The organism is Nocardiopsis sp. CNT312 (assembly GCF_000515115.1).
Lineage (GTDB): Bacteria > Actinomycetota > Actinomycetes > Streptosporangiales > Streptosporangiaceae > Nocardiopsis.
This window is the reverse complement of sequence record NZ_AZXF01000014.1, coordinates 62,746-78,078: the sequence shown is the minus strand read 5'-3', so window position 1 is coordinate 78,078 and position 15,333 is coordinate 62,746. Positions and strand designations below refer to the sequence as shown.

Below are 15,333 nucleotides of genomic sequence, written 5' to 3'. Positions count from 1 at the left end.
CCGGCCGGGCGGGGACCGCCCGGAACAACCGGCCCGCCGGTCGTGTTGCAGGGCCGGACACCCGATACTGGAGGGGCCCGCCCCCGCCCGGTGGAAAAACCGGTTGCAGACCCTCGTAGCCTTGAGACCTGATGAGCACCACCACGCCCGCGCCCGGCGCCGACACACTCCGTTCCCGGCTCCGCGACCTCATGCCCGCGGACCGGCACCGGATCCGCCGCCGTATCGACGGCCTGGCCAAGATCCGCGACGAGCGCCGCCGCGCCTCCGTGACCGAGCAGATCGGCAGGGACCTCGACGAGGCCGCCCTGCGCGTGGACCTGCGCCGCGAGGCGGTCCCCGAGCTCACCTACCCCGAGGCGCTGCCCGTCAGCGCCCGCCGCGAGGACATCGCCGAGGCGGTCAGGGACCACCAGGTCGTCATCGTCGCCGGTGAGACCGGCTCCGGCAAGACCACCCAGCTGCCCAAGATCTGCCTCGAACTGGGCCGCGGCGTCATGGGCACCATCGGCCACACCCAGCCCCGCCGCCTGGCCGCACGCACCGTCGCCGAGCGCATCGCCGACGAGGTCGGCACCCCCCTGGGCGAGACCATCGGCTACAAGGTGCGCTTCACCGACACCTCCGGCGACAGCACCCTCGTCAAGCTGATGACCGACGGCATCCTGCTCGCCGAGATCCAGCGCGACCGCATGCTGCGCGCCTACGACACCCTCATCATCGACGAGGCGCACGAGCGCAGCCTCAACATCGACTTCCTGCTGGGCTACCTCAAACAGCTCCTGCCCAAGCGCCCCGACCTCAAAGTGATCATCACCTCGGCCACCATCGACCCCGAGCGCTTCTCCCGCCACTTCGACGACGCCCCCATCGTCGAGGTGTCCGGCCGCACCTACCCCGTCGAGGTCCGCTACCGGCCGCTGTCGGAGGAGATCCTCGACCCCGAGGAAAGGGACCGCGACCGAAGGCCGTCGTTTGAGGGCGGTGGCGGGCCGACGGGTGGGCGCACCGACCGCGACCAGACCCAGGCCATCCTCGACGCCGTCGGCGAACTCGCCGGGGAGGCGCCCGGCGACGTCCTGGTCTTCCTCAGCGGCGAGCGCGAGATCCGCGACACCGCCGAGGCCCTGGAGAAGCAGAAGCTGCCGAACACCGAGGTCCTGCCGCTCTACGCCCGCCTGTCCACCGCCGAGCAGAGACGCGTGTGGGCCTCCCACCGGGGCCGCCGCATCGTGCTGGCCACCAACGTCGCCGAGACCTCCCTGACGGTGCCCGGCATCAAGTACGTCATCGACCCCGGCACGGCGCGCATCTCCCGCTACAGCCACCGCACCAAGGTGCAGCGCCTGCCCATCGAAGCCGTCTCCCAGGCCTCGGCCAACCAGCGCAAGGGCCGCTGCGGCCGTGTCTCCGAGGGCATCTGCATCCGGCTGTACTCGGAGGAGGACTTCCTGTCCCGCCCCGAGTTCACCGACCCGGAGATCCTGCGCACCAACCTCGCCTCGGTCATCCTCCAGATGGCCTCCCTCGGCCTGGGCGACATCGCCGCCTTTCCCTTCGTGGACGGCCCCGACCACCGCCAGATCAAGGACGGCGTCACCCTCCTCACCGAACTCGGCGCCCTGCACCCCGACGCCTCCGGCGGCACGCGCCGCCTCACCCCGCTCGGCCGCCGCCTCGCCCAACTGCCCATCGACCCGCGCCTGGGCCGCATGGTGCTGGAGGCCGAGCAGCGCGACTGCCTCGGTGAGGTACTGGTCATCACCGCCGCGCTGTCCATCCAGGACCCGCGCGAGCGCCCCGCCGACAAGCAGGAGCAGGCCCGCGCCGCACACGCCAGGTTCAACGACAAGGAGTCGGACTTCCTGGCCTTCCTCAACCTGTGGAACCACCTCAAGGACCGCCAGCGCGAGCTGTCGGGCAACCAGTTCCGCAGGCTGTGCCGGGACGAGTTCCTCAACTACCTGCGCGTCCGCGAGTGGCAGGACATCCACGGCCAGCTCCGGCAGGTGCTGCGCCAGATGGACGTGGAGGTGCCCCGCCCCCGCGAGGAGGCCGCCGACCCGCGCGGCGTGCACATGTCCCTGCTGTCGGGTCTGCTCTCCCACGTGGGCCTCAAGGACCCGGAGAAGCACGAGTACCTGGGCGGACGCGGTGCCCGGTTCGCGATCTTCCCCGGTTCGGCGCTGTTCAAGAAGCAGCCCCGCTACGTGATGGCCGCCGAGCTGGTGGAGACCTCCAAGCTCTGGGGCCGCATGGTCGCCCGCATCGAACCGGAGTGGGCCGAGCAGCTCGCCGGGGACATCGTCAAGCGCAACTACAGCGAGCCGCACTGGGAGCGCAAGCGCGGCGCGGTCATGGCCTTCGAGCGCGTCACCCTCTACGGCGTGCCCCTGGTGGCCGGGCGCAAGGTGCAGTACGGGCGCATCGACCCCGAGCTCTCCCGGGAGCTGTTCATCCGCCGCGCCCTGGTGGAGGGCGACTGGGACACCCGCCACCACTTCTTCCACGACAACCGCAAGCTGCTGGACGAGGTGGGCGACCTCGAACACCGCGCCCGCCGCCGCGACATCGTCGTCGACGACGAGACCCTGTTCGGCTTCTACGACCGCCGCGTCCCGGACACGGTGGTCTCGGCCGCCCACTTCGACTCCTGGTGGAAGAAGGAGCGCAGGAGCAATCCGACCCTGCTCGACTTCACCCGCGACGAGCTGATCAACGACGGCGTGGACGCCGTCAGCGAGGACGACTACCCCGACGTGTGGCGCCAGGGCGGGTTCGCCTTCCCGCTCACCTACCAGTTCGAGCCGGGCAGCGACTCCGACGGCGTCACCGCCCACGTCCCCGTCAAACTGCTCAACCAGGTGGAGAACACCGGGTTCGACTGGCAGATCCCGGGGCTGCGCGACGAGCTCATCACCGCCCTGATCCGCTCCCTGCCCAAGCCGCTGCGGCGCAACTTCGTGCCCGTGCCCGACCACGCGGCGCGGGCACGCGCCGGGCTGGAGCCCTACTCCGGGCCGCTGGCCGAGGCGCTGGCCGCCGAACTCACCCGCATGGCGGGGGAGAAGGTGCCCGCCAGCGCCTTCCAGCTCGACCGGGTCCCCGACCACCTGCGCATCACCTTCCGCGCCGTGGACGGCAGGAACCGGTCCGTCGCCGAGTCCAAGGACCTGGAGCACCTGCGCGCCAAGCTCAAACCCCGCCTGCGGGAGGCCATCGCCACCGAGGCCAAGGGCGTGGAGCGGAAGGGCCTGACCTCCTGGGACTTCGGCCCGCTGGAGCGGACCCTGGAGCGCAAGGCGCTCGGACCCGCCGTCAAGGGCTACCCCGCCCTGGTGGACGAGGGCGAATCCGTGGCCATCCGCATCTTCGACACCCGCCCCGAGCAGCGCGCCGCCATGCACGCGGGCACCCGCAGGCTCCTGCTGCTCACCGTGCCCTCGGTGGCGCACGTGGTCAGCAAGGGGCTCAACAACCCCGACAAGCTCGCCCTGGCCGACAACCCGCACGGTTCGGTGAAGAAGATGCTCGCCGACGCCGAGTCCGCCGCCGTCGACCACCTGCTGGTGCGCGCGGGCGGGCCGGTGTGGAACGCCGAGGACTTCGCCGAGCTCGCCGACCGGGTGCGCGCCGACCTGGGGGACACCCTCGCCGAGGTGCTCGACAAGACGGCACGGGTGCTCGTGCTGTGGCGCAAGGTGGCCAAGAAGGTCAAGGGCACCACGTCCCTGGCGGTGCTGCCCTCGCTCAACGACGTGCAGGGCCAGCTCGGCGACCTGGTGGGGGAGGGCTTCGCCACCAGTACCGGCCTGGCCCGCCTGGACGACGTGCACCGGTACCTGCGCGGGGTGGAGTACCGGCTCGGCAAGCTGGCGGACAACCCGCGCCGCGACCAGGTGAACATGGCCAAGGTCGAGCAGATGCGCCAGGCGGTGCGCAAGGCCGTGGGCGTGCTGCCCGCCGGGCGGGCCGCCGACCCGGACGCGGTGGAGCTGCGGTGGATGCTGGAGGAGTACCGGATCAGCCTGTTCGCCCAGGAGCTGCGGACCGCCTACCCCGTCTCCGACAAGCGCATCATGAAGGCCGTCGAGGCCGTCAAGGCGGCCAGGCTGGAGTAGGTAGGCGCGGTCCCGGCGGCCCTGTCATTGAAGTGTTCTGGCGATGTCGCTCATCTTGCGGTACAGGCGCATGCTTCCGGGGAGGCCCCGGAACCCGTGTTTGCCATAGAAGGTGTAGGCATCCTCATCGAGAGCGTCGACCACGAAGAAACGGACCGCGAAGATCTCGTTTCCCGCGAGAGCACGCTCGAAGGTGTCCACCAGCAGTACAGGGCCGAGCCCCTGCCCCTGGAAACGGCTATCCAGTGCCAGCCGAGCCAGCAGGACCGCCGGGACTCTGTGCATGCTGCCCCGAGCCAGTGCCTTGGGCAGCTCCTCCTTCTCCAGAGTCATGGATGTGAAGGAGTAGTAGGCCACGACTTCTCTGCTGCCCTCCTCGCACCACACGAAGGTGGCGGCAGTGTTGTTGGCGCGGGAGTGCAACGCGCTTCTGCGGAGCCAGACATCGATCTCCCCCTTACCAGAGGAGAAGGAACCAAGCTCGTGCTCCTGGTTGAGGGGCTGGCAGACGAACACGGCCGGGCTACCTCTTCTTTACTATCGAGCGGTGCTTGCGCACAGCGGAGGACAGCTCCTCAACGGGCTCGGCGGGCTCTTCCAGCGATTCGATCATCGCGTCGAAGAACGCTGCGGGGACCGTGGTGGTCTGTTCGCGTTCCACGACTTCCCGGGCAGCGTCCCTGGCCGCTCGGACGACGAACTTCGAGGCGGATTCGTGACTAAGCCGCGCCGCTTCGAGGAACAGGGTCTTGTCCTCGGGGCTGACTCTGACTTCCATGCGTTCGGTGGCGGTGCTCATGTGGGTGTGCTCCTTATGCCTTTGGCCTTTCGGCCATCGCGTGTACACGCGATCGATGGGTAGGCAGCATCCATTGTACGGTACTTGTACGGAAGATCTAGGGAGAACCTGTTTGCCCCCCGTACTGGTGCAGGGGTCGACGCGGTCCGCGGCGGCCGGGCCGGTAGCATGCGCCCGGTGGTGTAGACCACTGCCGGTACACGCGCGACGGAAACGAGGACCCAGTGAGCGACTCGGCGGACAGACGGCGGCTCCTTCTGGTGGGCACCTACACCCCCGACTCCCAGCCCTCGGGCGGGGGCTCGGGCATCCACCGGGTGCGGTTCGACCCCGCCACCGGGGAACTGGCCGACGCCGGGGTCGCGGCGCGCACCCCCGGGCCGTCCTTCCTCGCCTTCCACGAGCACCCGCCCACGGTGTACGCCGTGGGCGAGCGCGCCGAGGGCACCGTGGCCGCCTTCCAGGTCCACGGCGACGCCTCGCTGACCGAACTGGGCTCCGCCCCCAGCCGGGGCGGATCGCCGTGCCACGTCCTGGTGTCGGGGTTCACGCTCGCGGTGAGCAACTACGCCGACGGGGTGGTGGGCCTGTACGAGCTGGCACCGGACGGCACGATCGGCTCCCCGGCGGCGGAGCCGCTCACGCACGCCGGCAGCGGCCCGGTCACCGACCGCCAGGAGGGGCCGCACGCCCACAGCACCGCGGCTCTGGACGAGCGCCACCTGCTCGTGGCCGACCTGGGCACCGACGAGCTGCGTGCCGTCCGCGACGGCGAGCCGACCGGAGCCCTCGCCCTGCCGCCCGGCACCGGCCCCCGGCACATGGCGGTGGCGGGGGAGTACGTCCACGTCGCGGGTGAACTGGACTCGCGGGTGCACACCGTCCGCTGGGACACCGAAGCGGGCACGGGCGAGCACCTGGGTTCGGTGCACGCCACGGGGGAAGAGGCCGCGGGCAAGAGCTTCCCCGGCGAGATCCTCGTGCACGGGGAGTACGTGTACGTGTCCAACCGGGGCGCCGACACCATCTCGACCTTCGCCGTGCGCGACGGCGGCGCGCGCCTGGAGCACGTGGCCAACACCCCGTCGGGGGCGTGGCCGCGCAACTTCGCCGTGGTCCGTGGGCACAACGGCGAGCCCGACCACCTGGTGGTGGCCGCGCAGAACGGCGGCGAGCTGGCCTCGCTGCGCATCGACCCGGCCACCGGGGTCCCCGCCGACACCGGGCACCGGGTGGCCATCCCCGACCCGGTGTGCGTGCTGCCGGTGCCCATCAACCGCATCCGCCGGGCCGGGGAGCGCTGAGGCCCCGCGCCCGGACACTGCATCGGTGTGGGAAACGGCTGACAGGGCCGCGCGGTCGGCGCCACCATGGAGGTCGGTGGGGCCACGGTGGTTCTCACGGAAAGGGGGAGGCATGAGCGGAACCGGCCACTACGCCTGCCGGGTGCGCTGGTCGGTCGAGGACGGGGCGTACCTCGGTACGGTCGCGGAGTTCCCCTCCCTGTCCTGGCTCGCCGACGGCCGCTCCGAGGCGTTCGAGGGCATCCAGAGGCTCACCGCTGACGTGGTCGAGGACATGCGGGCCTGCGGATAACGGCCGTGGACTGTCAGGGCCGAGACCGAGGACCGGTTCAGGTGTGCTTCTTCCGGCTCGGCCAGATGCGGTGTTCGGGGTCCCAGAACACGACGTGGAAGACGTTGGCGTCGACGAAGCCGTAGAGTCTGCCGGGTCCGCTCATCCTCAGCCGAGAGATCCTCGTCTGATCGGCCAGCCGGAGGTGTTCGAGGCGCTCTCGGGCGTGCTTGTTCGGCAGCCCTTCCACGTCGTAGCTCTTGGCCAGGCCCCCACTCTGATGGAAGAGTTCACGGACACTCATCCGCTCGAAGTCCCGAAGCTTTCTCAGCAGGTCGCAGAGGTCCTGGCCGGAGACACGCGCGAACCCCCACGGCCCCTCGTGGTCGACGTGCTCGAAGCGCCAGCACATGCGCTCGTGGGAGCTGTCGGCACGGGGAAGGCGACCGGGGTCGGGCGGGCTCTTGCCCGGGGGTTCGGCGGGGACCGGAGCCTTCTTCCTGCCGCCTTTACCCTTGGGCACTGTCGGCCGCTGTCAGCGTGGTGAAGTACTCGTGGATGTCCGCCTCGGCGAGGGGCTCGTTGCTCCGTTCGAGTCCTTCGGCCCCGGCCCGCTCACGTGCGCGCAGCCAGGGCGCCTCGCGATGGGTCATCGCCGACAGTTGGTGCGCGCTGAAGCCCCGAAGGGAGCCCAGAACGAGGTCGACGGACTCCTGCTCCCCCGGGTCCAGCGCTTCGGGATCGCCCCCGATGTCCTCCGGACCCACGGAGAACAGACCGCGGTGACGTGTGTACAGGCCAGGTGCGACCGGGCCGTTGGCCCATGCCTCGAACCGCTCGGGGAACAGCGGACGCTCCTCCCAGGCCAGGTGGTAGCCGTAGGAGTAGTAGCACAGCTTCTGGAGCTTCATAGCGCTCATGGGTCCCAGGCGGTCGAGGATGTACCGGGCGACGTCGGTCACGTCGGCCATGCCGTTCCCTCCTGGTCGTTCCGGGGCGCTTCAGCGCGGTGTTTTCGCACGTTATCGTCTCTTTTCGATCATACGTGTGGGGGATCGTGCGGTCTATGCGCCCGAGGTGCGATCACCCTAACCTTCGTGGGCGAGGCCGGTCCGGTGAAACCGCGAAGTTTCCGGGCCCGCCCGGCAGGGTGTCCGCTCGCGTGTTTCCAGAACCTGTTCTCACCTGGGAGAACACGATTCCGATCGGTGCGGCTCCCCGGCTCTGCCGGGTGTTCCGGGCTCTCCGGACCGCCGCGTGAGGACGGTCCGGTACCGAGCGGCCCGGGGACACCACCGGACCGCCCTGCCGCCGAGGTTCGCCCCAGGGAGAACCCGGGGCCCGAGGTGCGCCTTGGGACGAACCTCGGACCCGCGCGCCGCCACGGTATGGGAGTTCAGAGCAGTTCGAGGAACTCCTCCTCGGCCAGACCGGTCAACCGGATCACGTTTCGGAGCGTGCCCTCGGGGACTGCGTCCCCGTGAGGCTTCGGTACGGACAGCAGGCCGCTGCCGCTGGGCCGGGCGAACGGGTGATGGCTTCCGGTGGCGTGGCTGTACTCGTAACCGAGGTTCTTGAGTGCTTGGCGGACCTTGCGGAACGGGACGGCGGGCAGTGGCGGCATCTAAGCGGCCACCCCGCCGCTGGGCAGTGTCACCGTGCTCAGGACGGCGATGATTCCCTGCCGGACGCTGTCCATGGCCTCCTCGCGGGTCGGGCCGTCTCCCAAGGCATCGCCTAGTTCGCCGAGGTCGGCGTGAGCGCACCACAGGCCGTCTTCGCCCTGTTCCAGGGTGATGTCGATGTTCAGCGTTGTTCTCATGGCGGTCCCTTCCGGGTCAGGCGGAGGTGGTGTCAGTGCGCTGTCCGCTGACCTGGGCGATGGCGTGGTCCGCTCCCGCCAGCAGGTCCGCAGGGGTGATTCCGTAGTGGGTGGCGACGGCGGCCAGGTCTTCCAGGGACCACTGGCGTTTTCCGTGGATCTTGCGGTGGATGGTCTCGCGCCGCTGGCCGACGCCGCTGGCGAGGGTGGTCGTGGTGTCCCCAGCGACGGTCATGACCGCTGTGATCGTCGCCGAGACCTGTTGCTGGATCGGGAGGTCCATACGGCCACCGTGCCAAATTGGCTTCCAAGCCGCCTTTTTGGTCACACTTATCCGTGTGATGGTCTGGTAATGAGCGGCCCGGGGCCGCTACCGGTCCCCGGGTCACGGCCGCTGCGGTCCTCGGTCTGCGGCCTGGAGCCGGCCACCGCGCCGGGGCGGCTCCAGGAACCGCGCGGCCCGGGCCTGGGCGGCAGCCTCAGCCCCGCGCGCCGCCGCCGTGTGTGGGCCGGCGGCCACCGGCACGGACCCGCTGGGCTGTGCTTTCTCCGGCTTTCTCGGCGCCCGTGCACACGGCCAGCCCGTATCGACCGTCGGCGCTGGCCCGGGTGCGCGTCGCCGCGAAGCCGGGCCGTTCCCGGCCAGGGGCCCATCGACCACATCCGCAGGGCCGAGTGCACCGGAGCGTAGGGCACAAATCCAGTGATGCCGTCGTGCGGCGACGATAGGCTCTGGATTCATGGCCACCCCCATCGCCGTTCGGCACGTGAAGAACGCCATCCGCCAGCACTTCGCGGACGTCATCGATTTCAGCGACATTCCGGGGCATTCCCTGGCGGTTGAGGAACCCACCTCCAAAAGCCTGACCAGAGGACTGGCCGCTCTCGCGGTCAAGAGTCTGTCCGGCTGCGACATCGGCGAGGCGGGATCCTCGATCATCGACGGGACCGATGACGGGGGTATCGACGCCGTCCATGTGGACAGCACTCGCTCCCGCCTGTGGTTCGTGCAGTCCAAGTGGAGGAACAAGGGTGACGCGACGCTGAACCTGGAGGCCACTCTCAAGTTCTGGGACGGGGTGGGAGAGATCCTGTCGATGAATGTGGCGGGCTTCAACGACCGTTTCCACAAACTGTGGCCGGAGGTTCGTGAGGCCATCGAGACCCCGTCGGTGAAGATCACCGTGGTCATGGCTCTGATGGGCAACGAACCGGTGCACCCCGACATCAAACGGAAGAACGACGAGCATGTCACCCTGCACGGTGCTGAAACGGTCGGCATCGAGTATGTACACCTGAGTGATTTCCAGAAGTTCGTCAGGGCGGGGGTGAACCGTGCCCGTGTCGACCTCGACGTCATGGTCGAACGCTGTAGTGAGCACGACGGTCCGTATCCGGCGTTCTCCGGTACGGTCCCGGCGGGGCAGATCAAGGACTGGTACGACGAGCATGGTGATCGGCTCTTCGACCGTAATATTCGTCGTTCCCTCGGCGTGACCAGCATCAACCAAGGGCTCATCGACACCCTGAAAAATGAGCCACAGCACTTCTGGTACTTCAACAACGGCATCACGGTGCTGGCGGACTCGGTACGCCGGGGGGTGAAGTACAGGGGCAGGGCAGGCGGCAGCGGCCAGCTCTCCGTGGAAGGGGCCAGCATCGTCAACGGAGCCCAGACCGTCGCCGCCATCCACCGGGCGGTTCGCGAGGTTCCCGGGGTCGGTGAACAAGCCGATGTCAGTGTGCGCTTCATCTCCCTGGAGGACGAGAACGGGAACTTCGGGGAACGGGTGACCACCGCCACCAACACACAGAACCAGGTGGAGCGGCGCGACTTCGTGGCGCTCGACCCTGTACAGGCCGAGCTGCGGGACGACCTCGCCCTGACCCTCGGCAAGACGTACGCACTCAAGCGCGGGGAACAGATCATTCCCTCACCCGATGTGGGGTGCACCGTGCGCGAAGCCACACTGGCCTTGTTGTGTGCGCACCGGCGCCCTGACTGGGTGGCGAGGGTCAAAGAGAACGAGAACGCGCTGTGGGGACCTGTCGGCGACCCGATGTACAAGGAGTTCTTCGGCCCCTCGCCGACGAGCGCGCGGGTCTGGAACAGCGTCCGGCTCTTCCGTGTCGTCCAGGACCGGCTGAAGGAGCTCGCCGAGCAGCGCGAGGGGCGCGGTGCGGCGATCGCCGAACAGGGCAGGCTGCTCATCACCCATCTGGTCTTCCAGCACACCGATACCGCCGAGATCGCGGACCTGGACGCCGACTGGGAGACCGAGTTGGACAACGCCGTCGACTCGGTGGAGGCGATGCTCGACCTGACGACCCACTACGTGGACAGCCGTTTCGGTCCGACGAGTTTTCCGCTGACCACCTTCAAGAGCGCGGAGCGCTGCGAGGTTCTCGTCGAGGCCGTCCGCGCCCACCTGAAGTCGGGTGCCGGTTCCCCCGGTGCCCCGGCGGTCTACCGGAAGCCGAAGAAGGCGCGCAGGCCCCGAGCCGTGGGTGTTCTGGTGGACGCGGACACGATCGCCGACGGGACCCCGCTGGAGTTCCGGCCGCAGACACGGCCCCAGCAGTCCGGTATGCGCGCCTGGTTGGCGGAGAACCAGGATCGCCGTTGGGCCACGTGGATCAACGACCGTTCACGTCCGCTGCTGTGGAGCGCGGACGGTCAGCGCTACTCCCCGAGCAACCTGTCGCTGCACATGCTCAGGGAGGCCATGGGGGACCGTGCGGGGAAGGCCGTGCAGGGGCCCAAGCACTGGTTCCTGCCGGGGGAGGGGTCGCTGGTCGAGCTCGCCGAGCAGGTTCGGCGGGCCGAGGCGGAATGAGCCTCGGCCCAGAGGACTGCCCGGACCCGGCCCAGCCTGTCCGTACGGCCCTCTAGGGTGGTGTCCCACACCTGAAGGATCTTGGTGTGGGACACGTCGAGAGGGGACCCGGACCCGGTGGCAACGCACTCCAAACTCACCCTGCCTCAGCTCGAACGGCACCTGTTCTCGGCGGCGGACATCCTGCGCGGGCGGATGGACGCCTCCGAGTACAAGGAGTACATCTTCGGGATGCTGTTCCTGAAGCGCGCTTCGGACGAGTTCGAGGAGCAGCAGGCCCAAGTGGTCCGGGAGCTGGTCGAGGACAAGGGGTTCAGCCGGGAGCGGGCCGAGGCGGCGTCGGAAAGGGAGATCTACTACGACGATGTCTTCTTCGTACCGGCGGCGGCCCGGTGGGAGCGCCTGCGCGATGAGGTGCACACCAACGTCGGAAGTGAGCTGAACAAGGCCCTTGAGGCGCTGGAGCAGGCCAACCCGGACCTAGAGGGCGTGGTCCAGCACATCGACTTCAACGCCACCATCGGCAAGACCCGGCTGTCGGACCGATCGCTGCGGGACCTGGTCAAGCACTTCAACAAGCACAGTCTGCGCGACTCCGACTTTGAGTTCCCCGACCTCCTGGGCGCGGCCTACGAGTACCTCATCGGGCGGTTCGCCGACTCGGCGGGCAAGCGCGGCGGCGAGTTCTACACCCCGCGCGCGGTGGTGCGGATGATGGCCCAGCTCACCGACCCCCGGGAGGGGGAGAGCGTCTACGACCCCTGCGCCGGGTCGGGCGGGATGCTCATCATGGCCAAGCAGCACATGGCGGAGCAGGGCCGCAACCCCCGGGACCTGCGCCTGGCCGGTCAGGAGCTCAACGGCGGTTCCTGGTCCATCTCCAAGATGAACCTGCTGCTGCACGGCATCCCCGAGGCCGACCTCCAGAACCAGGACACCCTCCTGCGCCCGATGCATGTCGCCGACGGCGAGCTGGAGCGGTTCGACGTCGTCCTGTCCAACCCCCCGTTCTCCCAGGTCTTCAAGGGGGAGGAGGCCGAGTTCGCCGACGCCCGCTACCGCTGGGGGCGGGTCAAGGACGGCTCGAAGAAGGCCGACCTCATGTTCCTCCAGCACATGGTGGCGGTGCTCAAGGACACCAGCGGGCGCGGTGCCACGGTCATGCCGCACGGCGTGCTGTTCCGGGGCGGCGAAGAACGCCAGATCCGCACCGAGCTGCTGCGCGACGACTGCATCGAGGCGGTCATCGGCCTGGCCCCGAACCTGTTCTACGGCACGGGCATCCCCGCGTGCGTCATCGTGTTCCGCGCCCCGCGCAGCAAGCCGGCCGAGCGCAGGAACAAGGTGCTGTTCATCAACGCCGACCGGGAGTTCAAGGCGGGGAAGGCGCAGAACCACCTGCTGCCCGAGCACACCGAGAAGATCCTCTACGCCTACACCAACTTCGCGGAGATCCCCGGATACTCCCGGGTGGTGGATCACGAGGAGCTGCTCGACAACGACTTCAACTTCAACATCCGGCGGTACGTGGACAACGCCCCGCCGCCGGAGCCGCAGGACGTGTACGCGCACCTGCACGGGGGTGTGCCGGAGGCGGAGATCGCCGAGCGTGCGCAGGCCTTCGCGCGGATCGGGTTCAGCGCCGACGGCACGCTCCTCCCGCGCCCGCCGGGGGCGGACCGGGAGCACGGCCCCTACCGCGACTTCGCCGAAGGGCTGACCCGGGCGGACCTGGCGGCGCAGGTGTCGAAAGATCCGGGAGTGCACGCCAAGCGCGAGGAGCTGTTCAAGGCCCTGGACGACTGGTGGGAGCGCCAGGGCGGCCTGGTGGTGGCGCTACCGGAGACCAAGCACCTGATGAAGGTGCGCCGGGAACTGATCAACAGCTTCGTCGAGGCACTGGAACCAGTGGGGTCGCTGGGCCGGTTCGAGACCACGGGCGTGGTCGTGCGCTGGTGGGACCATATCCAGTACGACCTGCGGACCCTGGCGGAGAACGGTTTCGGCGGGGTGCTGGACGGCTGGATCACCACGATCGAGGACGGTCTGGAGGCCACGCCGCCACAGGACCCGGCCGAGCATCCGCTGGTGTCCGCGCTGATCCCGGACCACCTGGAGAAGCTTGCGGAGGCGGAGCAGAGGGCTTCGGAGCTGGACGCCCGGGTCAAGGCCGCGACAGTGGAGCCCGTGGAGGGTGAAGACGGCGAGGATGGCGAGGCCGCTGAGGGAGACGAGGGCGGTGGGGCTGGCGGGGCCGAGGACTCGGGGACGGCGCTGAGCGACGCCGAGCTGAAGCAGTTGAAGAAGGACCGCACCGAAGCGAAGAAGAAGGTCAAGGCACTGCGCGGGGATCTGACCGCGGCTCTGCGGATGGCCCGCCACTCTCTGGAGTATGAGGCGGAGCGCCGCTACGTGATGGACTTCGCAGAGCTGATGCTGACAGCGGAGCTGAAGGATTACGCAGCCAGGCAACAGCGCGAGGTCGTGGCCGCGCTGGAGAACTGGTGGGACAAGTACCAGACCTCGCTAGGGCAGATCGAGGCGCGGCGGGAGCGGGCTGAGTTCAAGCTCAGCATGTTCCTGAAGGAGCTCGGCTATGAATGATTCCTTGAGGATTGTCCCATTTTCTGTGCTGGCGGAAATCAACCCGAAGACGCATCTTCCTTTTGGGGGTGAGTGCTCCTTCCTGGGTATGTCTGACGTTTCAGATGATGGCAGGGTGGTGTCCTCTCATGTGAGGAGTGTTGAAGATTCGATTGGCTATACTGCCTTTCGTGAGCAAGATGTACTCTTTGCCAAAATTACCCCTTGTATGGAAAATGGGAAGGGTGCTCTTGTAGGGGATCTGAATTCCGGTTTTGGGTTTGGCAGTACGGAATTTCATGTTCTTCGTTCAACTGGGAAATCCCATAGTCGGTTCGTTGCCCACTGGGCGCAGTCCCGCCTTCTTCGGAAAAAAGCTGAGGCCTTTATGGTCGGCTCAGCGGGCCAGCGTCGAGTTCCAGCTGGATTCTTTTCTATATTTAAAGTTCCGCTGCTTCCGATGTATGAGCAGCGGAAGATTGCTGAGGTGCTGGACGCTCTGGATGAGGCATCCCACTCGTGCGAAGCGGCCATCGCTAAGCTGGATCTGACTCGCTGGGCTGTTGTGCAAGAGAACCTTGTGTACGCATCAGCTGACGACTGGGTCCAGGGCAGGGTTGCGGATTTCGGTGAAGTCAGGATGGGGCGGCAGAGGTCACCGAAGCACGAAAGCGGAACTTCGCTTACTCCGTACCTGCGCGTGGCAAACGTTTTTGATGGTCGAATTGACTACTCTGATGTTTTGAGCATGAATTTCTCTCTTCGGGAGAGAGAGATTTACGGATTGAAGCCTGGTGATATCCTTCTGAATGAAGGGCAGAGTCTGGAACTGGTTGGGCGTTCGGCAATATACCAGGGTCCTCCGGGGCGGTACTGCTATCAGAATACGCTGATTCGATATAGGTGTGTGGGCTCCCTGTTGCCCGAATTTGCTCAGCTGAAGTTCAGTTCCTGGCTGAGGCTAGGCTACTTTTCTCGGTTCGCTTTCCAGACAACGAGCATTGCTCATCTGGGGTCGGATCGTTTTGCTCAGATGGAGATGAACATTCCTTCGCTGGAGGAACAGCGGCGGATCGTTTCGATCATCGAAGCGCATGACGAGCGGATCGCGGCCGAACGGGCGCGGCTGGAGAAGCTGCGCACGCTGAAGGCCGGGCTGATGGACGACCTGTTGACCGGCAGGGTCCGCGTGGACCAGCTCAAGGACCTTCCCGTCTGACCTCACCTCGGACACACATGTGGCCCGGGAACACCAGCCCCGGGCCACGGTCGCTACACCCCTCTACCTATGGCCTGCCACCGGCCACCGTGCCGGGCGGCCCCAGTAGCCGCGAGGCTTGGGCCTCGGCGGCAGCCGCAGCCCTGCGCGCCGCCGCCGTGCCTGAGCCGGAACCGCCGGTGCGGACCTGCTCGGCTGTACCTTCTCGATCTCCGCCGCCAACTCCCAGACGCTGCCACCGCTCAGCAACACCATGCGTCCGGTGTGCGCCGCCCAGTACTGGCCGGTCGAGTCGCCGTGCCACACCGTCCATCCCCGGTGCCGGTAGGCGGCGCGGAGGCGGTTCACCCCCTGGACAGTGGACGCTCCCACAGACT

At 67.9% G+C, this 15,333-nt stretch carries 14 protein-coding genes; 6 read left to right on the top strand and 8 right to left on the bottom strand.

Features of this window, described 5'->3' with window-relative positions:
• Positions 1-131: 131 nt before the first annotated feature.
• The gene (hrpA, locus tag B042_RS0105965) at positions 132-4,121 is read left to right on the top strand and encodes an ATP-dependent RNA helicase HrpA (RefSeq protein WP_028647508.1); all 3,990 of its coding nucleotides are present in this window, start codon (positions 132-134) and stop codon (positions 4,119-4,121) included.
• 24 nt (positions 4,122-4,145) lie between these two features.
• Here hrpA and B042_RS0105960 read toward each other — a convergent pair whose 3' ends face one another.
• A complete protein-coding gene (locus B042_RS0105960; protein WP_028647507.1) occupies positions 4,146-4,637 on the bottom strand; it encodes a GNAT family N-acetyltransferase in 492 nt (163 codons plus the stop codon).
• A gap of 7 nt (positions 4,638-4,644) precedes the next feature.
• Complete coding sequence (locus B042_RS0105955) at positions 4,645-4,920, bottom strand: DUF1778 domain-containing protein (protein WP_028647506.1); 276 nt, start codon at positions 4,918-4,920, stop codon at positions 4,645-4,647.
• 224 nt (positions 4,921-5,144) lie between these two features.
• Here B042_RS0105955 and B042_RS0105950 point away from each other — a divergent pair, with 224 nt between their 5' ends.
• The gene (locus B042_RS0105950) at positions 5,145-6,224 is read left to right on the top strand and encodes a lactonase family protein (protein WP_028647505.1); all 1,080 of its coding nucleotides are present in this window, start codon (positions 5,145-5,147) and stop codon (positions 6,222-6,224) included.
• 112 nt (positions 6,225-6,336) lie between these two features.
• A complete protein-coding gene (locus B042_RS0105945) occupies positions 6,337-6,516 on the top strand; it encodes a hypothetical protein (protein WP_028647504.1) in 180 nt (59 codons plus the stop codon).
• A gap of 37 nt (positions 6,517-6,553) precedes the next feature.
• Here B042_RS0105945 and B042_RS0105940 read toward each other — a convergent pair whose 3' ends face one another.
• The 5 genes from B042_RS0105940 to B042_RS0105920 all read right to left on the bottom strand — a co-directional run bounded on the left by B042_RS0105940 (position 6,554) and on the right by B042_RS0105920 (position 8,600).
• Positions 6,554-7,018, bottom strand: a complete 465-nt coding sequence (locus B042_RS0105940) for a hypothetical protein (protein ID WP_155988904.1) — start codon at positions 7,016-7,018, stop codon at positions 6,554-6,556.
• Positions 7,005-7,466, bottom strand: coding sequence for a Panacea domain-containing protein (locus tag B042_RS0105935; RefSeq protein WP_028647502.1), 462 nt, complete (start codon positions 7,464-7,466; stop codon positions 7,005-7,007). The genes B042_RS0105940 and B042_RS0105935 overlap by 14 nt, the downstream gene beginning before the upstream one ends.
• Positions 7,467-7,891: 425 nt before the next feature.
• The gene (locus tag B042_RS0105930; RefSeq protein WP_028647501.1) at positions 7,892-8,119 is read right to left on the bottom strand and encodes a type II toxin-antitoxin system HicA family toxin; all 228 of its coding nucleotides are present in this window, start codon (positions 8,117-8,119) and stop codon (positions 7,892-7,894) included.
• Positions 8,120-8,317, bottom strand: a complete 198-nt coding sequence (locus tag B042_RS22090; RefSeq protein WP_036554070.1) for a hypothetical protein — start codon at positions 8,315-8,317, stop codon at positions 8,120-8,122.
• Between the two features lie 16 nt (positions 8,318-8,333).
• A complete protein-coding gene (locus B042_RS0105920) occupies positions 8,334-8,600 on the bottom strand; it encodes a helix-turn-helix transcriptional regulator (protein ID WP_028647500.1) in 267 nt (88 codons plus the stop codon).
• Positions 8,601-9,057: 457 nt separating this feature from the next.
• On the opposite strand from B042_RS0105920, the gene B042_RS0105915 reads away from it, so the two are divergent.
• The 3 genes from B042_RS0105915 (at position 9,058) to B042_RS24760 (ending at position 14,956) form a co-directional block, all read left to right on the top strand.
• A complete protein-coding gene (locus tag B042_RS0105915; protein ID WP_028647499.1) occupies positions 9,058-11,154 on the top strand; it encodes an AIPR family protein in 2,097 nt (698 codons plus the stop codon).
• A 117-nt stretch (positions 11,155-11,271) separates the two neighbouring features.
• A complete protein-coding gene (locus tag B042_RS0105910) occupies positions 11,272-13,758 on the top strand; it encodes a class I SAM-dependent DNA methyltransferase (protein WP_028647498.1) in 2,487 nt (828 codons plus the stop codon).
• Positions 13,751-14,956 carry a restriction endonuclease subunit S gene (locus B042_RS24760; RefSeq protein ID WP_081748621.1) on the top strand — a complete coding sequence of 402 codons (1,206 nt, stop codon included), beginning with the start codon at positions 13,751-13,753 and terminating at the stop codon, positions 14,954-14,956. The genes B042_RS0105910 and B042_RS24760 overlap by 8 nt, the downstream gene beginning before the upstream one ends.
• 63 nt (positions 14,957-15,019) lie before the next feature.
• Here B042_RS24760 and B042_RS24755 read toward each other — a convergent pair whose 3' ends face one another.
• Positions 15,020-15,304: a hypothetical protein gene (locus B042_RS24755; RefSeq protein WP_231493841.1), complete on the bottom strand. Its 285-nt coding sequence runs from the start codon at positions 15,302-15,304 to the stop codon at positions 15,020-15,022.
• Positions 15,305-15,333: the final 29 nt, after the last annotated feature.